The sequence below is a fragment of the Streptomyces sparsogenes subsp. cuspidosporus genome, assembly GCF_039532705.1.
GTDB lineage: Bacteria > Actinomycetota > Actinomycetes > Streptomycetales > Streptomycetaceae > Streptomyces > Streptomyces sparsogenes.
The window spans coordinates 64,983-85,416 of sequence record NZ_BAAASD010000019.1 but is presented as its reverse complement, the minus strand read 5'-3'; the positions used below and the strand labels follow the sequence as shown (position 1 = coordinate 85,416).

Here is a 20,434-nt window from a genome sequence, read left to right as displayed (position 1 = left end):
GACCGGTTGTGGACAACTCAGCCACTCGGAAGGTCGAGATCGCTCTTGTTCAGCTCCTCGATGTTCACGTCCTTGAACGTCAGGACGCGCACCTGCTTGACGAAGCGAGCCGGCCGATACATGTCCCACACCCAGGCGTCGGCCATGGAGACCTCGAAGAACACCTCACCCTGCACCGAGTGCACCTGCATCTCGTAGTCATTGGTGAGATAGAAACGCCGCTCGGTCTCGATCACATACTTGAACAGGCCGACGACATCGCGATACTCCCGGTAGAGCTTCAGCTCCATCTCGGTCTCGTACTTCTCGAGGTCCTCGGCGCTCATGGCATGTTCCCCTTCAGCCGTGCGTCCCCCCATTGTGCGTCAGACGCGTTCAGTCTCCAGGATCACCGGCGCAGTCGGGGGTCCCTCGTCGAGCAGCCTACGCAACAGTTCCACGAGCCGTGACGGGTACACCGGCTCCCGCACCCGGGCCAGCTCCTCGACCGCCCACCAGCGCAGCCCCGTGACGGAGCGCCGCTCCAGCTCCGTCTGGCCGCCGGTCCGCGTCGCGGTCTGCTCCGTACGGCCCAGGTAGTACCACTCGTCCTGGTGCCAGCGCCGCCCGTCGAACGGGAAGGAGCACACCCGCCGCCACAGCACCGGGCCCAGCTCCACCTCCGTGATCCCGGTCTCCTCCGCCAGCTCCCGGCGCGCCGCCTGCTCCCGGCTCTCCTCGCCCTCGAGCCCGCCGCCCGGGGTGAACCACCAGGTCGTCGACGGGTCCGCCGGCTCGAAGCCGTGCAGCAGCAGGATCCGGTCCCGCGGGTCGAGCAGGACCACCCTCGCGACCTTCCGCAGCGGGCCCTCGGCGCGGTCGTCCGCACCGGCCCCGTCAGACACCGCTCGCCACCTCCGGCCGCTTCTCGCCGCGCCTGGCGCCGCGCCCCAGCCGGCGCGCCAACGGCCCGTACGCCGCGCCCGCCAGGATGAGCACCGCCCCGGCCACGGCGGAGCCGAGGATCAGCCGCAGCGGACCGGGCCGCGAGACGCCGCCCGGCAGCGCCTCGAACGCCTTCGGGCGCTCCAGCATCCCCAGGTCGAGCGGCCAGGCCCGGGCGTCCACCCGGCCGCTCACCGCTCCGCGTGGGACGGCCCCGCCGGTGCGGTCGGCCAGGTGCACCCGGGAGTCCAGGGAGTCGGCGCGGTGGTCGCCCAGGAGGAACAGCTTCCCCTTGGGCACGGTCGCCGAGAAGACGGTGGGCGAGGCCGGCTTCCTGCTCTCCAGATACGGTTCGTCAAGGGGGGTGCCGTTCACCGTCAGCCGCCCCTGCTTGTCACAGCAGGCAACCTTGTCACCGCCGACCCCCACGACCCGCTTGACCATGGGCAGATCGCCCCAGAGCGCGTCCTTGAAGACGACCACGTCGCCACGGCGCACCTCGTCGCCGTCTATTCGCTCCGCGAGCACGCGGTCACCCCGGCCGATGGTCGGCGCCATCGAGTCGGTCGGAACCGTGTACGGCTTGTAGACCACCGCTCCCCACACGAACGCGCCCAGGAACAGCACACAGCCCACCCCGACCGCCAGCCCGGACACCAGGCTCCCGCGCCCCTTGCCGCCTCCGGCCTGCCGGGCTCCGCTCATTCCAGTGCTCCTGCCTCACGTAGCAGACGTGCGTACGGGCGTCAGTCAACCGTCCCGCGCGCCTTGCGGACCAGCCGCCGGCGGCGCCACAGCACGATCGGCACCGCGCCCGCGAAGCCGAGCGCCGAGGGGGCCATGGAGGCCGCCGCGCCCAGCCCGGGCTGGTCGAAGGTGCCGGGGACGGGGAGGGTGGACCAGCGGTCGACCGGCCAGGCGATGACGATGGCCCGCCCGACGACCTGGTCCACCGACACCGTGCCGTTGTTCAGGTTCTGGTGGTAGCGGGAGTCCAGCGAGTCCTGGCGGTGGTCGCCCATCACCCAGATCCGGCCCTTGGGCACCTTGATCGGTCCGAACGGCTTGTCGTCGCACGGCGTGCCGCCGGGGAAGATGTACCCCTTCTCGTTCAGCGCCTTGCCGTTGACCTTGACCGGCCCGCCCTTCTGGCACTCGACCGTGTCCCCGCCGACCGCGATGACCCGCTTGATCAGGTCCTTCTCCTCCGCGGACGGCATCAGGCCGATGAAGCTCAGCACCCGCTGGACACCCCTGGCGAGCGGGCCCGAGTCGGACTGCTGGGTCTCGTCGCCGAGCCAGCCGCCCGGGTCGTGGAAGACGACGACCTCGCCGCGCTCCGGCTCGGCGCCGAACCACGGGGTCAGCTTGTCCACCAGCACCCGGTCGCCGCGCTGCAGCGTGTTCTGCATCGAGTCGGAGGGAATGGAGAACGCCTGCACCAGGAAGGTCTTGATCAGCAGGGCGAGCAACAGGGCGATGCCCACCAGGATCGGCAGCTCGCGCCAGAACGAGCGCGGCTTCTTGTCCTTGGCCCCCTCGGGCTTGTCGTCCGGGCCGTCCTCGCCGTCGGAGGAGTCGGGGGAGTCGGAACCTCCGGAGGAGCCGCCCGGAGAGTCGGGGGAACCGGAAGAGCCCGAACCGTCCGGCGGGTCCGCGGGAGGGTCCGAGGCGTCGGGAGAACCCGGCTTGCCGAGCGGGACCGGGGTCTCAGAGGAGCCCGGAGCGGCCTGGGAGCCGCCCGCCGGGCCGGACGCGGTGTCCGTGGCACCGGGACCCCCCGGCGCCTGTGTCGCGTCGGGGGCCCCGCCCGAGGGCGCACCGGCCGGGCGCTCCCCGCTCGCGGGTGGCTCTCCGCTCGCCCCCGGCTGCCTTTCGGGCTCTTCGTGACCGGATCGAGCGCCTACCGCCAAATCCCCCACATTCTCTCCTCACGCCGCACTGCCGCCCGCGCCACGAACGGCGCAGGCCCACCACTCCCATAACGAGCGGGAGTTCCGCAGGGGTCGGGAGCTGGACCAACCCTTGCTGATCCGAGGACAGCCTATGCGGCGAGCCGCGCGCCTGCGTCGCCCCGCTCGGCGCGTCCTTCACCGACGCATAAGTGTCGGGTTCCTCCAGGCGCCGCCAATGGCTGAAGGGCCACGCGATCACCACGGCGCGGCCGACGACGAGGTCGTCCGAGACGGTGCCGTGGTCGGGCTCGTCCAGATGGACCCGGGAGTCCGCCGAATTCTCCCGGTGGTCACCCATCACGAAGATCCGTCCCTCGGGGACGGTCACCTTGAACCGGCGCTCCGAGGGCACATTACCCGGGTGCAGATACGGCTCGTCCAGCGGCGTGCCGTTGACCGTCACCCGGCCCTGCTTGTCACAGCACTCGACCGTGTCGCCGCCGACCCCGACCACCCGCTTGATCAGATCCTGCTCGTTCGACGACGGCAGCAGCCCGATCCAGGTCAGGAACTCCTTGGCCTGCTTGATGACCACCGGGTCCTCCGCGGGCGGCTTCCGCTCGTCCTCCAGCCAGCCCCCGGGGTCCTTGAAGACCACCACATCGCCGCGCGACGGCTTCGAGCCGAACCACGGCGTGAGCTTGTCCACCAGCACCCGGTCACCGATCCTGATCGTCTGCTCCATCGAGCCCGACGGGATCACGAACGCCTGGACCAGGAAGGTCTTGAGCACCAGGGCGATCAGCAGCGCGACCCCGATCAGGATCGGGATCTCCTTGATGGCCGAACGGCGCCGTCTGCGCTTGATACGGCGCTGCACCTTGCGCCGCTCCGCCCGCCCGCCCAGCCGCGGCCCCGTGCGCGGGGCGTCCACACTGTGCGCGGGACCGGGGCGGCCGCTCGCGTGCCGGGACCGCCCACGGCTACCCATGGCCGCCGCCCGGGGCCGGATCCGGCACGCGCCCGAAACCCTCCGGGCGGTGCACCGACCTCCAGCGGCCGACCGGCCAGCCGATCCAGTCCACCCGTCCGATCACCTTGTCGACCGGGACCGATCCCCCGCCCGGCTCGCCGAGGTGGTCCCGTGAGTCCCTGGAGTCGGCGCGGTGGTCCCCCATGACCCACAGCTTGCCGCGCGGCACCACGATGTCGAACGGGACCTGTGACGGGGCGTCCCCCGGAAACAGGTAGTCCTCGTCGACCGGCTGCCCGTTCACCTCGATCCTCCCCCGCTTGTCGCAGCACCTGACGCGGTCACCGCCCACGCCCACCACACGCTTGATGTAGTCGGTCTCGGCCGGCTCGGCCAGCCCGACCGCCGCGGCCGCCCCTCGCAGCAGCGCCGTCACCGGATTCTGGGACGGCTCCTCCTGCACGAAGGATCCGGTGCCGTCGAACACGATGACGTCACCGCGGCGCGGCGTGTCACCGAAACGGTACGCCAGCTTGTTCACCAGGACCCGGTCTCCGGGCCGAAACGTGTTCTCCATCGATCCGCTGGGGATCAGGAAGGGCTGCACCACGAAGGCGCTCAGCAGCAGGACGAAGGCGACGCAGGCCGCCGCGAGCACCCCCGTCCGGCGCCAGGGCCCGCCCCCGGTCAGCCACCGGAGCGCCCGCCGCGTACGCGAAGAGCGCGACCCCTCCTCCGGTCCCTCGGGGGAACGGGAGGAGCGGTCGCGCTCCGAGAGCTGTGCGTCGGTCTCCATCGGGCCAGAGCCTATCCGGCCCGCCTGTGTCGCCCGGCAGTAGCTCAGTTGTCGCGCAAAAGTCAGTTGTCGCGCTTCTCCTTGATCTTCGCGGCCTTGCCGCGGAGGTCACGCAGGTAGTACAGCTTGGCGCGGCGGACGTCACCGCGGGTGACGACCTCGATCTTCTCGACGATCGGGGTGTGCACCGGGAAGGTGCGCTCGACGCCGACGCTGAAGCTCACCTTGCGGACGGTGAAGCTCTCGCGCACGCCGGAACCCTGGCGGCGGATGACGACGCCCTTGAACTGCTGGACACGGGAGCGGTTGCCCTCGATGACGCGGACGTGCACGTTGACCGTGTCACCGGGGCGGAAGGTCGGGATGTCGCTGCGCAGCGACGCGGCGTCGACGGTGTCGAGCAGGTGAGACATGAGTGTCTGCTTTCCTCGCTGATGCCACAGGTCATCAGCGGCATATCGGATGATGATTCGGAGTGCCGCCTGGTCGGGTGGGCGTCGATCCCCCTGTGGCAGGGGCGCACACCGGACGTACGGCAGCGGCCTATTCTTCCACGGCCTGACCCGGCCGCCCAAATCGAGGCCCTTGATCGTGTTCGCCCGCCTCCGGGCGCTCGGGTCCCCTGTCGACGGGCTTCGTCGCACGGTCGCCCGCGCCGCGGAGCGGCATATCGGATTCGAGCCCTCGGTCCCTCCTCCTCAGCCCTTTCGACAGGGGCGCGCCCTTCGGCTCGCTCACGGCGCGCTCTTCCCAGCCCAGCTCGGCCAGGAGCTTGCGGTCGTGCTTGTCCAGCGCGGCCGGGTCGCAGCGTTCTATGAGGTCGGGCCGGTTGCGGCTGGTGCGGCGGAACGCCTCGTCCCTGCGCCAGCGCGCGACCTTGCCGTGGTGGCCGCTGAGCAGCACCTCGGGGATGCCCCGGCCGCGCCACTCCGGCGGCTTGGTGTAGACCGGGCCCTCCAGCAGATCGGCCATGGCGCCGGGGGCGAAGGAGTCGTCGCGGTGCGACTCCGCGTTGCCCAGCACACCGGGCAGCAGCCGGGCCACGGCCTCCGTGATCACCAGGACCGCGGCCTCCCCGCCGGCCAGCACGTAGTCGCCGATGGAGACCTCGTACACGTCCAGGCGCTCGGCGTACTCGTCGATCACCCGGCGGTCGATGCCCTCGTAGCGGGCGGGGGCGAAGACCAGCCAGGGGCGCTCGGCGAGCTCGACGGCGAGGGCCTGGGTGAACGGGCGGCCGCTGGGGGTGGGCACGACCAGCGTGGGCAGCTTCGCCGCCCCGTCCCCGCCGTCCCCCGACTCGATGATCTGGTCCAGCGCCTCGCCCCACGGCTCGGGCTTCATGACCATGCCGGGCCCACCCCCGTACGGGGTGTCATCGACGGTGTTGTGCCGGTCGTGCGTCCAGTCCCGCAGGTCGTGGACGCGTACGTCCAGCTGTCCGCGGGCGCGCGCCTTGCCGACCAGCGAGACGTTGAGCGGCTCCAGGTACTCCGGGAAGATCGTGACGACGTCGAGCCGCATCACGCGCCCCCGCGGTCCGCGCCGCCCCGGCCGCCCGGCTCTTCGGGGGCCTGGCCGCGGGCGACCTCGGCCTGGGTGTCGTCGAGCAGGCCGGGCGGCGGGTCGATGACGGCCCGCTGCCCCTCGAGGTCGATCTCGGGAACCACCTGGGAGACGAAGGGGACCAGCACCTCGCCGCCGTCGGGCCGCCGGACGACCAGCAGGTCCTGATAGGGCAGATGGGAGATCTCCGCGATCCGCCCGACCTCCGTGCCGTCGACCGTGACCACGTCCAGGTCGATCAGCTGGTGGTCGTAGTACTCCTCGGGGTCCTCCGGGGTCTCCTCCGGGTCGACCTCCGCGATGAGCAGGGTGTTGCGCAGCGCCTCGGCGGCCGTACGGTCCGCGACCCCCGCGAAGCGCAGCAGCAGGCGGCCGCTGTGCACCCGGCCGGTCTCGATGGTCAGCGGCCCGACCGAGGACGGGTCGGTGGCCAGGACGGCCCCCGGGGCGAGCCGGAGCTCCGGCTCGTCGGTGCGCACCTCGACGGTGACCTCACCCTTGATGCCGTGGGCACGGCCGATCCGCGCCACAACCAACTGCACTGTTCGCTGTCCCTTCACACACACGGGCCGGGGACGGCCCTAAGCCCTCCCCGGCCCGTGCCGGTGCTCTTCTTGACGCTGCTCAGCGAACCTGGTCCACGTCGACGAGGTCGACGCGGATACCACGGCCGCCGAGGGCGCCCACGACGGTACGCAGGGCGCGGGCGGTCCGGCCGTTACGGCCGATCACCTTGCCGAGGTCGTCGGGGTGAACCCGCACCTCGAGAACGCGCCCGCGCCGCAGGTTGCGCGAGGCGACCTGCACGTCGTCGGGGTTGTCGACGATGCCCTTGACCAGGTGCTCGAGGGCCTCCTCGAGCATCCTCAGGCCTCGGTCGACTCGGTGGACTCGGCCGCCGCGTCAGCAGCCGCCTCGTCCGCCTTCTTGTCGGACTTCTTCGCCTTCGGGGTGATGGCCTCACCCTTCGGCTCGGCACCGCTGTCCTTGGCGGCCGCCTCGAACAGCGCACGCTTGTCGGCCTTCGGCTCGGCAACGAGCATCGGGGCCGGGGCGGGCAGGCCCTTGAACTTCTGCCAGTCGCCGGTGACCTTGAGGATGGCGAGCACCGGCTCGGTCGGCTGCGCGCCGACGCTCAGCCAGTACTGCGCGCGCTCCGAGTCGACCTCGATGCGCGAGGGGTTCTGCACCGGGTGGTACAGACCGATCTCCTCGATGGCCCGGCCGTCACGGCGGGTACGGGAGTCGGCGACGACGATGCGGTAGTGAGGCGAACGGATCTTGCCCAGACGCTTCAGCTTGATCTTGACTGCCACGGGAGTGGTGTCTCCTGGTCTTGACGTGATTGAGCACCGCGAAGTGCCGCGTGGGGTTGCGGTACCCGAGTGCCCGATGGACGCGTCAGCCGGAGGAGAGAGGGGTCCTGGTCGGCTGTCGAGTACAGCAGACCATTGTGCCACACCGTGACAGGTCAGCCGACCGCGGCCACCGCCTCCGGGATACGGAACGGCTTCCCGCATCCCCCGCACATGATCGGCGCCTGGGCCAGCACCGACGGGACGACGCGGACATTGCGCCCGCAGTCGCACACCGCCTTCACCCGGACCCCACCGCCCGACGAACCGTGCCGGGCGGCCGGCCCGCGGAAGGTGCGGGCGGTGTCGGCGGCGGTCGCCACGGTGTGCGCCTTGAGGGCACGCTGCAGCCGGTCGATGGTCGGCCGATAGCGCCTTCTCGCCTCGGGGCTGAGCGTGACCAGGGAGAAGCCGCTGCTGGGATGCGGCTCATCGGAGTGGTCCAGGCCCAGCTCCTCGGCGATGGCCAGGAACCGTCGGTTGTGGTAGCGGCCGGCGCGCGAGGTGTCACGGACACCTCGCGCCGCGGCGATGCCATGGACTGCCTCGTGCAGCAGCCGTTCGAAGGAGAGCTCGGCGCCACACGCGGACGACGACTCTCCGATCAGCGATTCGGGCGCGGCGAGATCCGGCAGCTCGGGGTGGTGCCGTTGAATGTCGGCCCACGCCTGCGCCAGTTCCGCGGCGAGTACAGGTGGTGTCGTGCTCACGTCGTGATAACGAGCGGGGAGGGCCCGGTGTTCCGATTCCGGGGCATCGCAAATAATTTGCACGTACCAGTCAGTTCAGCGCTGATGCGTCCCGAGGAGGGCGGGTGCGCAAATGTGTGGATGAGGCACCCACCGCGCACCAAGGCGGTACGTAACACCCCGCCCGCCACTCCCCCGGTTCACTCCGGCTCACCCGGTTTCACCCCGGATCGGATCAGGAGGCGCGTCAGTAGGCGCGCGCGACAAAGGCGACGTTACCGGGCGCGTCATCGGCGTCCGGCACCGACCCGTCCTCGGCCACCAGGCAGCGCACGGTCGCGGCCTGCTCGGCGAGCGCCGCCTCGCCCTCCGGCCCCAGGTCCGCCCATCGGATCCGCGCCCAGCCGCCCGCCGCCGCGGCCTCGGCGGCCTCCTGGACGGTCCGCACATCCGAGGTCCGGGCCTCGCGCCGCTCCCGCGCCTGGCGCAGCAGCAGCGCCTGGTCCTCCTCCAGGACCTTCGGCAGCAGGTCGGGCAGCAGGTCCAGGCGCACCGGCTCCTTGCCGCCCGGGATGCGCCGCGCCACCATCGCGGTGCCGCCCTCCAGATCGCGCGGGCCGACCTCGATCCGCACCGGAACGCCCTTGAGCTCCCAGTCCACGGCGCGGCGGCCGAAGGGGGTGTCGGTCCGGTCGTCCACCTGGACCCGCACCCCGGCCGCCGCCAGCCGGTCGCCGATCTCGCGGACCTTGGCCAGCACCGCCTCGTCGCCCTTGATGGCCAGCACGACGGCCTGGACGGGCGCCAGCCGCGGCGGGACGCGCAGCCCGTTGTCGTCGCCGTGCATCATCACCAGCGCGCCGATCATGCGGGTGGTGCTGCCCCAGGAGGTCTGCCAGACGAGTTCCTGCGTGCCGTCCTTGGAGAGGAACTGGGTGTTGAACGCGCGGGCGAAGTTCTGGCCCAGCTCATGGCTGGTGCCCAGTTGCAGCGCCTTGCCGTCGCCCATCATCCCCTCCAGGGTGAGGGTGTTGATGGCGCCCGCGAAGCGCTCCTTGGCGGTCTTGCGGCCCAGCACGACGTCCATGGCCAGCACGTTCTCCATGAAGTCCGCGTAGACGTGCCGGTGGATGCGGGCGGCGAAGTCGCGGGCGTCCTCGTACGTGGCGTGGGCGGTGTGCCCCTCCTGCCACAGGAACTCGGAGGTCCGCAGGAAGAGCCGCGGCCGCAGCTCCCAACGCACCACGTTGGCCCACTGGTTGATCAGCAGCGGCAGGTCGCGGTAGCTCTGCACCCACTTCGAGAAGTACTCGTTGATGATCGTCTCGGAGGTGGGCCGCACCACCACCGGCTCCTCGAGCTTCTTCCCGCCGCCGTGGGTGACGACGGCGAGCTCGGGGGCGAACCCCTCGACGTGCTCCGCCTCCCTGGTCAGGTACGACTGCGGGATGAAGAGGGGGAAGTACGCGTTCTGGACGCCCACGGCCTTGATCCGGGCGTCCATGTCCTGCTGCATCCGCTCCCAGAGCCCGTAGCCGTACGGTCGGATGACCATGGTGCCGCGCACCGGGCCGTTGTCGGCCAGTTCGGCCTTGTTGATCAAATCCTGGTACCAGCGCGGGAAATCCTCCGCCTGGGGGGTGAGAACGGGAGCCTTCGCCATGGCGCCGATCGTACGGCGGCGGCCCGCGTAACCGTGAATCCGGCTGGACAGGCCATCAAGGGAAGCCGCCGGCGAGTGAGCCGAAGGGGCGCGCCGCTGTCGAAAGGGAGAGCGCGCGCAGACCCCGAGGAACGAGGGGGCGAGCACGGTCGACCGTCGACAGTGGCTGGAAGCGCCCCGGAGGCGAACCGAGCCCAAAAAAGGGGAGGGGCGTGCGGGGGCGCACAGCGGGGGCACATAAGCACGGCCGTGAAAGCTCTGGACGCGCGGACGGATGCGGAGTTCCCTGGCATACGGGGTGGGATCGCGCAGCGCACAACGGTGGCACCAGGCTCTTGGCTCATGCTCTCGTCGGATTGGGGCGCTTTCGATGACATCTACGCTCGTACGGCAGCACGTCCCGCACCCCCCGCACCCCTCCTCGCCGCGCACGGCGGCACCCCGCGCCCGCGACTGGGCGGAGATCCAGGAACGGATGCTGGTGCCGCTGTACGAGGCCGTGTACGAACGGCTGGAGGTCGGCGCCGGGACCCGGCTGCTGGGCCTGGGCTGCGGCTCGGGCCTGGCCCTCCTCATGGCGGCGGCGCGCGGCGCCGCGGTCTGCGGGGTGGACCCGGACGAGGAGCGCCTGGAGCTCGCCCGCGAGCGGCTGCTGGCCCGGCCGGGCCCACGGCCGGGCGCGCATCCTGGCGTACCGGAGAGGGCCGCGCGTCTGGTCCGTCTGGGCGACGGCGGCCTGGGGGACGCCCTGAAGGGGTCGGGGGCCGAAGCGGCGGGATCGGGGACGGCAACGGGGTCGGGGTCGGGCTTCACCGTCGTCACGGCGTTCGAGCCCTTGTCCGCTATCGGCTCCGGCGGCGGGCCGTCCGGTCCCGGCGACGCCCTGTCCGGGCGGCTGGCCGCGGCCGCCGCCCTCGCCGAGCCGGGCAGCCCGGTCGTACTGGCCGGCTGGGGCCCGCCGGAGCGGTGCGCGACCTCGACGGTGCTGCGCGTGGGCGCGCGGCTGGCCGATCCGATGTTCCCCCAGCTACCGCTGGGAGGTGGCCCCTCCCCCACGCGCTGGCAGCCGTCCGGCAGGGACGACCTGGAGCACCTCGCCCAGCGGGCCGGGCTGCGGCCCGACGGGTCGGGCCGGGTGGCCTGCCCGTTCGGATACGCCGACATGGACAGCGCGGTGCGCGGGCTGCTGTCGACGGGGCTCTTCGACGCGGCGGAGCGGGTCACCGACCCAACCCAGGTGCGCAAGGAGATCGCGGAAGCGCTCCATCCGTACCGGCGTCAGGACGGCACGGTGTGGATGGAGAACGTGTTGCGTTACCTCATCGCTCGGGTGTGAGGGGCCCGCGGGCGGGTCCGCGGGCCGCTCGGCCCGCGTGGCCCTCGCCGCGCCCCGCTCAGCCCATGAACTTCTTGAACTCGTCGGGGAGTTCGAAGTCCTGCCCGCCCTGGCCGGCGGGCAGCCCGAACGCGCCGCCCTGCTCGCGACGGGCCGCGGCGGCCTGCTCCTCGGCCTTGCGCTTCATCGGGTTGCCGCTGCGCTGCTTCCCCTTGGCCTTCTTCTGCTGCTTGCCCTTGCGCTTGGCGGCGCCACCCATGCCCGGCATCCCCGGCATGCCCGGCATGCCGCCCTGGGCCATCTTCGACATCATCTTGCGCGCGTCGAAGAACCGCTCCACCAGGTTCTTCACGGCGCTCACCTCGACGCCGGAGCCGCGGGCGATACGGGCGCGGCGCGAGCCGTTGATGATGGTCGGGTCCTGGCGCTCGGCCGGGGTCATCGACTTGATGATCGCGGCGGTGCGGTCCACGTCCCGCTCGTCGAGGTTGTTGATCTGCTCCTTGATCTGGCCCATGCCCGGGAGCATGCCGAGCAGCTTGGAGATGGAGCCCATCTTGCGGACCTGCTCCATCTGGGCCAGGAAGTCGTCGAGCGTGAACTCCTTGGGGCCCTTCGCCAGCTTGGCCGCCATCTTCTCGGCCTCTTGCTGGCTGAAGGTCTGCTCGGCCTTCTCGATCAGGCTCAGCATGTCGCCCATGCCGAGAATGCGGGACGCCATGCGGTCCGGGTGGAACGCGTCGAAGTCGTCCAGCTTCTCGCCGTTGGAGGCGAACATGATCTGACGGCCGGTGACATGCGCGATGGACAGCGCGGCACCGCCGCGCGCGTCGCCGTCGAGCTTGGAGAGCACCACGCCGTCGAAGCCCACGCCCTCGCGGAAGGCCTCGGCGGTGTTCACCGCGTCCTGGCCGATCATCGCGTCGACGACGAAGAGGACCTCGTCCGGGCTGACCGCGTCGCGGATGTCCGCAGCCTGCTGCATCAGCTCCTGGTCGATGCCCAGGCGGCCGGCGGTGTCGACGATCACGACGTCGTGCTGCTTGGTCCTGGCGAACTCGATCGAGTCCTGGGCCACCTTCACCGGGTCGCCCACGCCGTTGCCCGGCTCCGGGGCGAAGACCGCGACACCGGCCCGCTCGGCGACCACCGAGAGCTGGTTGACGGCGTTGGGGCGCTGCAGGTCGCAGGCGACCAGCAGCGGCGCGTGGCCCTGCCCCTTGAGCCAGCGGCCGAGCTTTCCGGCGAGCGTCGTCTTACCGGCACCCTGCAGACCCGCGAGCATGATCACGGTCGGCGGCTGCTTGGCGAAGCGCAGGCGGCGGGTCTCGCCGCCGAGGATGCCGATCAGCTCCTCGTTGACGATCTTGATGACCTGCTGGGCGGGGTTCAGCGCCTGGGAGACCTCCGCCCCCAGCGCCCGCTCCTTGATCTGCTTGATGAAGGACCGGACGACTGGAAGCGCGACGTCCGCTTCAAGCAGGGCGATCCGGATCTCACGCGCCGTGGCGTCGATGTCCGCCTCGGAGAGGCGGCCCTTGCCCCGGAGGTTCTTGAAGGTACTCGCCAAGCGGTCGGAAAGGGTATCGAACACGGCGGTCGTAAATCCTCGGGTCGGGGGCGGAGACAATCGCCCTCCAGAGTATCCGCCCGCGGGCCCAAGCGTCCCTGCCTGCCCCGATCGGGGCAGGCAGGGAGAGTCCCCGTATGCCGCGGGGAGCACATCGATGCCCTCTCGGACCGCCTCGCGGCGACCGGACCATCCCCCGGACCATCCCCGCTCGGGCGGGGCGAGGCAGGCAGGCAGACAGGCAGACAGGCAGACAGGCAGACAGGCAGACAGGCAGGGCGAGAAATACAACGTCCACCGTGAGCGCGGGGTTACGCGACAGCGACGCTCACCGCAGCGCGCGCTCGACCTCCCGGGCCACCTCCGCCGCGCGGACGGGCCGCAGCGGGGCGCCGGACGCGTCGGTGACGTAGAAGGCGTCCACCGCGTTGGCGCCGAGCGTGCTGACGTGGGCGCTGCGCACCGTCACCCCCGCGTCCTCCAGCGCGCGGCCGATGCGGTGCAGCAGCCCGGGGGCGTCCTGGGCGCGCACCTCGATCACCGTGGCGAGCTGGGAGCTGCCGGGCGCGACGGTGACCCGCGGGGGCGGGGCGTGGACGCCGCGGCGGCGGGGGTAGCCGCGGTAGGCGGCCTCGCGCTCGGCGAGCCGGGCGACGATGTCGAGCGACCCGTCCAGGGCCCGCAGCAGGTCCTTGCGCAGCCGCGCGGCCTGCGGCAGCGAGCCGTACTCGGCGGCCACCCGCCAGCTCAGCAGCAGCACGCCCGGGCCGGCCCCGGCCCCGGGCGCGGGGCGGGCGGGGCCCGGGGCCCCGGGGCCGGTCAGCTCCTCCGGCAGCCCGACGGCGCGCAGGTCCGCCGCCCGTACGGTCAGCCGGTGCAGCGCCAGCACGCCGGCCGCGGCGGGCAGCACGCCGGGCTGGTCGGGGACGGCGATCAGCAGCTCCACGCCGATGGACTCCGTGCCGGGCTCGGCGCCGGGCTCAGCGTGGGACCGGGCGCCGGGCTGCGCGCCGGTCCGCCTGGCCGGGGCGCCGGAGGCCGGGGCGCCGGAGGCCGGGGCGCCGGAGGCCGGCGCACCCGCCCGGGCCCCGGCCGGCTCCCCGGGGGGCAGCGCCTCCGAGCGGGCGTGCAGGGCCAGCACGGGGCCGCCGGTGCGCCAGGCCTCGACCGCCAGCCGCTCCTGCTCGGCGGTGGTCTGCTGCGGCGCGGACGGGTCCGCGGCCGGCTCGCCGGCCAGGACCCCCGCGACTCGCTTGACCAGGTCGGCGACGAGCGAGCCGCGCCAGGCGCTCCAGGCGGCGGGGCCGGTGGCGAGCGCGTCGGCCTCGGTGAGGGCGTGCAGCAGCTCCAGGGTGGTGGTGGAGCCGACGGCCTCGGCGACCGAGCGCACGGTGGCGGGGTCGTCCAGGTCCCGGCGGGTGGCGGTCTCGATGAGCAGCAGGTGGTGGCGGACCAGCGTGGCCAGCACGGCGACGTCGGCGCGGTCGAAGCCGATCCGGGTCGCCACGTCCCGGGCGATGGTCTCGCCCGCCACCGAGTGGTCGCCGGGCCAGCCCTTGCCGATGTCGTGCAGCAGCGCGGCGATCAGCAGCAGATCGGGGCGGCCCACGCGGCGGCTGAGCGCGCTGGCCCGTACGGCGGTCTCGACGAGGTGGCGGTCCACGGTCCAGCGGTGCACGGGGTTGCGCTGCGGGCGGCAGCGCACCCGCTCCCAGTCGGGCAGCAGCCGGGTGATCAGGCCCTCGGCCTCCAGCGCCTCCCAGACCCCGACGGTGGACTCGCCGGCGCCGAGCAGCGTCACCAGCTGCTCCCTGGCCTCGGGTGGCCACGGCACGGGCAGGGGGCACGCGGCGGCGGCCAGGCGCCGTACGGCGTGCAGGGACAGCGGCAGCCCGGCCTGGGCTGCGGCGGCCGCGGCCCGCAGCGGAAGCACGGGGTCGCGCTCGGGGCGCGCGGCGCGCGCCAGCACCACCTCGCCGTCCTGCTCGACGACGCCCTCGGCGAGCGGGCTGCGCTCCGCCGCGCCCGCGCCGCCCGCCTGGGAGCCGCCGCGCCCGCGGCCGCCGAGGAGGCCGCGCAGCCGCGGCCGGGCCGACCGGGCGCGCAGCACCCGCTCGACCTCGCGCCAGGTCACATCGCTCGCGTACGAGATCGTCCGGGCCGACTCGTAGACCTGGCGCAGCAGGGTGTCGGCGTCGAGCAGACCGAGGTCGGCCGCGACCTGGTCCTGCTCCTGCAGCGCGAGCCGGTCGGTGGCCCTTCCGGTGGTCAGGTGCAGCGCGTCGCGGGCGTCCAGCAGCCGGCGGCGCGCCTCGGCGAGGCCCTCGCGGGGCGCGTCGGCGAGCCAGGAGGCGGCGACGGCCCGCAGCGCCGTCGCGTCGCGCAGCCCGCCGCGCGCCTCCTTGAGGTCCGGTTCCAGCAGGTACTGCAGCTCGCCGTGGCGCCGGGCGCGCTCCTGGCCCAGCTCCCGCAGTTCGGGCAGGCGCCTGGGCGCCTGGGCGCGCCAGTCGGCGAGGACGGCGGTGCGCAGCCCGGCGGTGAGCGCGGCGTCGCCCGCGATGTGCCGCGCGTCCAGCAGGCCGAGCTGTGCCTTCAGGTCCTCGCCCGCGGTCTTGCGGGCCTGGTCGGGGGTGCGTACGGAGTGGTCGAGGGCGAGGCCCAGGTCCCACACCGGGTACCAGACGTGGTCGGCGAGCGCGGCGATGGCCGGGGCGTCGGCGGAGCCGTCGTGGAGCAGCAGCACGTCCAGGTCGCTGCGGGGGGACAGCTCGCCGCGCCCGTAGCCGCCGACCGCGACGAGGGCGACGCCCTGCGCGTGGCCGTCCCGCTCGGCGATGCCCGCCTCCCGGGCGCCGCCGGTCAGCAGCGCGGCCAGCCACTGGTCGGTGAGCTCGGCGAGGGCGGTACGGCGCGGCGGCCCGGACCGCGACTCCTCCTGGAGGAGTCGCAGCCGGGCCGCCGCGTAGCCGCCGGGCACCGAGTCGGCCGCCGTCCCGGACGCCGTCCCGGCCGTCGCCTCCGTCTTCGCCTCGACGCTTTCCGTCAACTCGGCTCCTCGGTCACAGTCCTCGGTCACAGGGAAGGACGTCCGGGTGGTGGGTTTCTCAGAGCGCGTCCGGGCCGCGCTCGCCGGTGCGCACCCGTACCGCCGTCTCGACGGGGACGCTCCAGACCTTGCCGTCGCCGATCTTGCCGGTGCGGGCCGCCTTGACCACGACCTCGATCAGGTCGTCGGCGTCGTCGTCCTCGACCAGCACCTCGACGCGGACCTTGGGCACCAGGTCGACGGTGTACTCGGCGCCCCGGTAGACCTCGGTGTGGCCGCGCTGGCGGCCGTAGCCGCTGGCCTCGGTGACGGTCAGGCCGTGGACCCCGAAGGCCTGCAGGGCCTCCTTGATCTCGTCCAGCCGGTGAGGCTTGACGACCGCGGTGATGAGCTTCACGCGTCCACCTTCTTGTTCTGCGGCGCGCCCGCGCCGACCTGGTCCTGGATGGTGGTCACCGTACGGCGCGCCACGTGGGAGCTGCCGACGGCGCTGAAGTCGTAGGCCGTCTCGGCGTGGTAGGCCTGGTCGAGGCCGCCGACCTCCTCGTCCTCACTGGCCCGGAAGCCGATGGTGACGTCGATCGCCTTGGCGAGGATCCAGGAGACGGCGAACGAGTAGGCCAGGACCGTGAAGGCGCCGAGCGCCTGCTTGCCGAGCTGGTTCAGGCCGCCGACGCCGTCGGTGGCGAGCAGGCCGACCAGGAGGGTGCCCAGGATGCCGCCGACCAGGTGCACGCCGACCACGTCGAGCGAGTCGTCGAAGCCCAGCTTGTACTTGAGGCTGACCGCCCAGGAGCAGACGACGCCGGCGACGAGGCCGATGATGATCGCGCCCCAGGCGTTGACGGCCGCGCCGGAGGGGGTGATGGCGACGAGGCCCGCGACGGCGCCGGAGGCCGCGCCGAGGGTGGTGAAGGCGCCGTGCCGGACGCGCTCGTAGGCCAGCCAGCCGAGCATGGCCACGCCGGTGGCGATCTGGGTGTTGAACGCCATGTTGGCGGCGGTGCCGTTGGCGGCGAGCGCGGAGCCGGCGTTGAAGCCGAACCAGCCGAACCACAGCAGGCCGGAGCCCAGCATCACCAGGGGGAGGTTGTGCGGCCGCATCGGGTCCTTCTTGAAGCCGACGCGCTTGCCGAGGACCAGCGCGCAGGCGAGGCCGGCCGCGCCCGCGTTGATGTGGACCGCCGTGCCGCCCGCGAAGTCGATCACTTCCTTCTTGAAGAGCCAGCCGTCCGCCTGCCAGACCCAGTGGGCGACCGGGAAGTAGACCACGCTGACCCACACGGTGATGAACAGCGTCCAGGCCCCGAACTTGACCCGGTCGGCGACCGCGCCGCTGATCAGGGCGGGGGTGATGACCGCGAACATCAGCTGGAAGAAGGCGAAGGCGAAGACCGGGATCGCGTCGGGCTTGGCGCCCCAGAGCGAGTCGGGGTGGATGCCCTGGAAGCCGATGTGGTCGAGGTTGCCGAGCAGCCCGCCGCCGATGTCGTCACCGAAGGTGAGGGAGTAGCCGAACAGCACCCACAGGAGGCTGACGATCCCCAGCGCGATGAAGGACATCATCAGCATGTTCAGGGCGCTCTTCACGCGGACCATGCCGCCGTAGAAGAAGGCCAGGCCGGGCGTCATCAGCATCACGAGCGCGGCGCTGATCAATACGAACGCGGTATTTGCGCCATTCAATGTGGACGTCTCCTCGAAATGACGGCCCGTGCGGGCAGGACTGGCGGTGGGCCGGTTTTCGCCACGAGGTTGACGCAGCGCCGTTTCAGTCGATGCCGCTCGATGTTTCACGGCAGTGACGAAGGGCGCGGGAGTGTTACGCACTGATGAACTGGCACTGGACGGCCGGAAGCCCCGTTACCGTGGCGCGGCCACGGAACGGGGCCGGGACCCGGGGGTCAGACCGCCCGGACGGACTCCCCCGTGTCCGGGGAGTCGCGCAGGTGGTCGGCGGCCAGCTCGCCGAGCCGGATCACCTCGGGGACGGTCCCGTAGTCGCGGACCGCGGTGTCCACGGTCTTGCGCAGCCGGTTGCCGACCCGCTCGGAGCGCACCCGCCGGGCGAGCGGCAGCACCTTCTCGGCGACCGCCGCGCACTGCTCGGGCTCCTTCTGGAGGAGGTGGACGGTGGCCAGGCCGATCAGGTTGAGCGCATACGAACGCTGGTGCCCGCCCTCCTGGTCCGCCTCCTGGCCGAAGAGCTCCACGGCGCGGTGCATCACGGGGTCGGCCAGCTTGGCGTAGGTGGGGCTGCGGCCTGCCACATAGGCGAGGTCGCGGTACGAGTGCGCGTTCTCCGCGTTGAGCTCGGCCTCGGAGAAGAAGCGGATCCAGTCCGGGTCCCCGTCACCCGGGGCGCACTCGGCGAAGGCGTCCTCGGCCATCTTCACGGCGCGGTGGCACTTGCTGGGCTGGCCCATGTTGGCGTACGCCCGGGCCTCCATCGCATACAGCATCGCCTGGGTCCTGGGCGTCGCGCTCTCCCGGCTGCCGTACTGGGCGAGGTGGATCAGCTCCAGCGCGTCCTCGGGCCGCCCCACATGGATCATCTGGCGGCTCATGCTGGAGAGGATGTACGACCCCAGGGGCCGGTCGCCGGATTCCTTGGCCGCGTGCAGGGCGAGGACGAAGTACTTCTGCGCGGTGGGCTGGAGCCCGATGTCGTAGCTCATCCATCCGGCCAGCTCGGCCAGCTCGCCCGCGACCTTGAACAGCCGCCGGGAGACCGGTTCGGGGTGCGACTCCTGGAGCAGGTCCGTCACCTCGTGGAGCTGGCCCACCACGGCCTTGCGGCGCAGCCCGCCGCCGCACTGGGCGTCCCACTTGCGGAACATCACGATGGTGGACTCCAGCAGCTCCAGCTCCGGCCCGGAGAGCCGGGAGACCCGCCGGGAGCGGCCCGCCTCCTGCTGGGTGCGGCCACCGGCCCGGCCGGAGGGCGAGGGCACCAGCCAGCGCTGCATCGGCTCGATGAGCGCCGGGCCCGCCGAGAGCGCCAGGGAGGTGCCGAGGAAGCCCCGCCGGGCGAGCATCAGGTCGCTGCGCGAGAACTCGCCGATCAGCGTGACCGTCTCCGGACCGGCCCAGGGCAGGTCCACTCCGGACACGGACGGTGACCGGTGGGCCGTGCGCAGCCCGAGGTCCTCGATGCCGACCACACAGCCGAAGCGCTCGGAGAACAGCTCGGAGAGGATCTGCGGGATCGGCTCACGCGGCTGCTCGCCGTCGAGCCAGCGGCGCACCCGGGAGGTGTCGGTGCTGATGTGGTGGGCGCCCAACTGGCGTGCTCTGCGGTTCACTTGGCGCGCGAGCTCGCCCTTGGACCAGCCGCTGCGCACGAACCACGAACCCAACTGCGCGTTGGGACGCTTGTCAGCACCGCCGCCGTTGTCGCCCACTGGAATGCCCCCATCCCACGATTCCGCTCGCACCGCGACCAGAATGCCCTCTGTCACGGTCAGTTGTCCCCGCGATCCACCGCATCAACCGCGGGAGACGGGGGGTTCATGCACTGAAAGTAATCTTACGATCACGCCTCCGGCGAGGAAGTTCGCGAAAACGCCACCATTCGCCACCCCTTCGAATGAACGCCACTGGCGATTCACGCGATTCACTTGACACAGGACGACCGGAAACCAGGTGGAGGGGTGCGCCCAGGGGCGCGTGCGTGACGGCTCACCACCCACCGCGCCACGCCACGCCACACCGCCGCACGCGCATCCGCCGGGCCACGCATGGCTACGGAGCGCCATGACCCGGCTCCACAACGTAGCCGGACGCGGGTTTCGGCGCGGTTCGGTTCGTAACCATCGGCAGGGCGACCCGTTGGAGGGGGCATGGGCTTCACGATCGGCGGCATCCGGGACATGCGGCCGGGCTCACGGCGCCGCGGCCGCACGTCCGAGTGCACGACAGTGGCGGAGTACACCGGCCTGTGGGGATGGGACGTGGTGCCGGGCGCCCGCGCGGCCCGCGGCTCCGGCGGCAGCAGAAACGAATGTTCATGCGGCGCGGCCGACTGCGCCGCCCCCGGCGCCCACCCCCTCCCCCACGCGACCGCCGTCCCCGCGGGCGCCACCCTCGACGACGCGGTGGCGGCCTGGGAGCAGGTCCCGGGCGCCGCGGTGTTACTGCCCGTGGGCGCCTCGTTCGACGTCCTGGAGGTCGCCGAGCAGGCGGGCCGCTGCGCCCTGGTCCGGCTGGAGCGGATGGGGCTGCCGCTGGGCCCGGTGATCGCCACCCCGCACGGGCGCGCCCAGTTCTTCGTCGCCCCGGGCGCCGCCGCGCGGCTGCCGCAGCTGCTCTACCGCATGGGCTGGGACGACGCCGACCTGGATCTGCGCTGTCTGGGGCCCGGCGACCACATCACCGCCCCGCCCAGCGACCTCGGCGGCCTCGGCCCGGTCCGCTGGCTGCGCCCGCCCACGCTGGACACGGCGGGTCACCCGCCGCACGCCCGGCTGCTGCTGGGCACGCTCGCGTACGCCGCCCATCGCGCGCGCGGCTGAGACACCGCCGTAGCCGGAAGACGCCCGCAGACGCCCGCGGACGCCCGCGGACGCCCGCGGACGCAGGAAACGCCTCGGGCGCCCGGGGAGTCCCGGGCGCCCGAGGC

The 20,434-nt window shown here is 72.4% G+C and carries 20 protein-coding genes; 2 read left to right on the top strand and 18 right to left on the bottom strand.

Annotation, left to right across the window (positions count from 1 at the left end; genetic code table 11):
- Positions 1–17: 17 nt before the first annotated feature.
- The 13 genes from ABFY07_RS22700 to proS all read right to left on the bottom strand — a co-directional run bounded on the left by ABFY07_RS22700 (position 18) and on the right by proS (position 9,861).
- Positions 18–326 (bottom strand): DUF2469 domain-containing protein, encoded by a 309-nt coding sequence (locus ABFY07_RS22700; protein WP_004944840.1) that lies wholly within the window; start codon positions 324–326, stop codon positions 18–20.
- A gap of 39 nt (positions 327–365) precedes the next feature.
- On the bottom strand, positions 366–884 hold the full coding sequence (locus tag ABFY07_RS22695) for an NUDIX hydrolase (protein WP_346176250.1): 519 nt from the start codon (positions 882–884) through the stop codon (positions 366–368).
- A complete protein-coding gene (gene lepB, locus ABFY07_RS22690) occupies positions 877–1,629 on the bottom strand; it encodes a signal peptidase I (RefSeq protein ID WP_346176249.1) in 753 nt (250 codons plus the stop codon). Before lepB (ABFY07_RS22690) ends, ABFY07_RS22695 begins: the two co-directional genes overlap by 8 nt.
- 41 nt (positions 1,630–1,670) lie before the next feature.
- A complete protein-coding gene (gene lepB / locus ABFY07_RS22685; protein WP_346176290.1) occupies positions 1,671–2,423 on the bottom strand; it encodes a signal peptidase I in 753 nt (250 codons plus the stop codon).
- Between the two features lie 211 nt (positions 2,424–2,634).
- Positions 2,635–3,810, bottom strand: a complete 1,176-nt coding sequence (gene lepB, locus ABFY07_RS22680) for a signal peptidase I (protein WP_346176248.1) — start codon at positions 3,808–3,810, stop codon at positions 2,635–2,637.
- Positions 3,803–4,588, bottom strand: coding sequence for a signal peptidase I (lepB, locus tag ABFY07_RS22675; RefSeq protein WP_346176247.1), 786 nt, complete (start codon positions 4,586–4,588; stop codon positions 3,803–3,805). Before lepB (ABFY07_RS22675) ends, lepB (ABFY07_RS22680) begins: the two co-directional genes overlap by 8 nt.
- 62 nt (positions 4,589–4,650) lie before the next feature.
- The gene (gene rplS / locus ABFY07_RS22670; protein ID WP_065965179.1) at positions 4,651–5,001 is read right to left on the bottom strand and encodes a 50S ribosomal protein L19; all 351 of its coding nucleotides are present in this window, start codon (positions 4,999–5,001) and stop codon (positions 4,651–4,653) included.
- A gap of 130 nt (positions 5,002–5,131) precedes the next feature.
- A complete protein-coding gene (gene trmD / locus ABFY07_RS22665) occupies positions 5,132–6,112 on the bottom strand; it encodes a tRNA (guanosine(37)-N1)-methyltransferase TrmD (protein WP_346176246.1) in 981 nt (326 codons plus the stop codon).
- Positions 6,112–6,696, bottom strand: a complete 585-nt coding sequence (gene rimM / locus ABFY07_RS22660) for a ribosome maturation factor RimM (protein ID WP_065965178.1) — start codon at positions 6,694–6,696, stop codon at positions 6,112–6,114. The genes trmD and rimM overlap by 1 nt, the downstream gene beginning before the upstream one ends.
- Positions 6,697–6,778: 82 nt before the next feature.
- Entirely contained in the window at positions 6,779–7,018 is a 240-nt protein-coding gene (locus ABFY07_RS22655; RefSeq protein ID WP_030267150.1) for an RNA-binding protein, read from the bottom strand.
- A gap of 2 nt (positions 7,019–7,020) precedes the next feature.
- On the bottom strand, positions 7,021–7,470 hold the full coding sequence (gene rpsP / locus ABFY07_RS22650) for a 30S ribosomal protein S16 (protein ID WP_065965174.1): 450 nt from the start codon (positions 7,468–7,470) through the stop codon (positions 7,021–7,023).
- 155 nt (positions 7,471–7,625) lie between these two features.
- Positions 7,626–8,219: a hypothetical protein gene (locus tag ABFY07_RS22645; protein ID WP_065965172.1), complete on the bottom strand. Its 594-nt coding sequence runs from the start codon at positions 8,217–8,219 to the stop codon at positions 7,626–7,628.
- A gap of 226 nt (positions 8,220–8,445) precedes the next feature.
- On the bottom strand, positions 8,446–9,861 hold the full coding sequence (proS, locus tag ABFY07_RS22640; RefSeq protein WP_065965171.1) for a proline--tRNA ligase: 1,416 nt from the start codon (positions 9,859–9,861) through the stop codon (positions 8,446–8,448).
- Positions 9,862–10,231: 370 nt separating this feature from the next.
- On the opposite strand from proS, the gene ABFY07_RS22635 reads away from it, so the two are divergent.
- Positions 10,232–11,197, top strand: a complete 966-nt coding sequence (locus ABFY07_RS22635; protein ID WP_346176245.1) for a methyltransferase domain-containing protein — start codon at positions 10,232–10,234, stop codon at positions 11,195–11,197.
- A 58-nt stretch (positions 11,198–11,255) separates the two neighbouring features.
- On the opposite strand, the gene ffh is transcribed toward ABFY07_RS22635, so the two are convergent.
- The 5 genes from ffh to nsdA form a co-directional block, all read right to left on the bottom strand.
- A complete protein-coding gene (gene ffh / locus ABFY07_RS22630; RefSeq protein ID WP_346176244.1) occupies positions 11,256–12,791 on the bottom strand; it encodes a signal recognition particle protein in 1,536 nt (511 codons plus the stop codon).
- Between the two features lie 304 nt (positions 12,792–13,095).
- The gene (locus ABFY07_RS22625) at positions 13,096–15,813 is read right to left on the bottom strand and encodes a [protein-PII] uridylyltransferase (protein ID WP_428836989.1); all 2,718 of its coding nucleotides are present in this window, start codon (positions 15,811–15,813) and stop codon (positions 13,096–13,098) included.
- A gap of 58 nt (positions 15,814–15,871) precedes the next feature.
- On the bottom strand, positions 15,872–16,210 hold the full coding sequence (locus tag ABFY07_RS22620) for a P-II family nitrogen regulator (RefSeq protein ID WP_065965167.1): 339 nt from the start codon (positions 16,208–16,210) through the stop codon (positions 15,872–15,874).
- Positions 16,207–17,499 (bottom strand): ammonium transporter, encoded by a 1,293-nt coding sequence (locus ABFY07_RS22615; protein ID WP_346176243.1) that lies wholly within the window; start codon positions 17,497–17,499, stop codon positions 16,207–16,209. The genes ABFY07_RS22620 and ABFY07_RS22615 overlap by 4 nt, the downstream gene beginning before the upstream one ends.
- 218 nt (positions 17,500–17,717) lie before the next feature.
- Positions 17,718–19,217: a transcriptional repressor NsdA gene (gene nsdA / locus ABFY07_RS22610; protein WP_076970716.1), complete on the bottom strand. Its 1,500-nt coding sequence runs from the start codon at positions 19,215–19,217 to the stop codon at positions 17,718–17,720.
- A 438-nt stretch (positions 19,218–19,655) separates the two neighbouring features.
- On the opposite strand from nsdA, the gene ABFY07_RS22605 reads away from it, so the two are divergent.
- Positions 19,656–20,327: a bifunctional DNA primase/polymerase gene (locus ABFY07_RS22605; RefSeq protein WP_346176242.1), complete on the top strand. Its 672-nt coding sequence runs from the start codon at positions 19,656–19,658 to the stop codon at positions 20,325–20,327.
- The last annotated feature ends 107 nt before the right edge of the window (positions 20,328–20,434 follow it).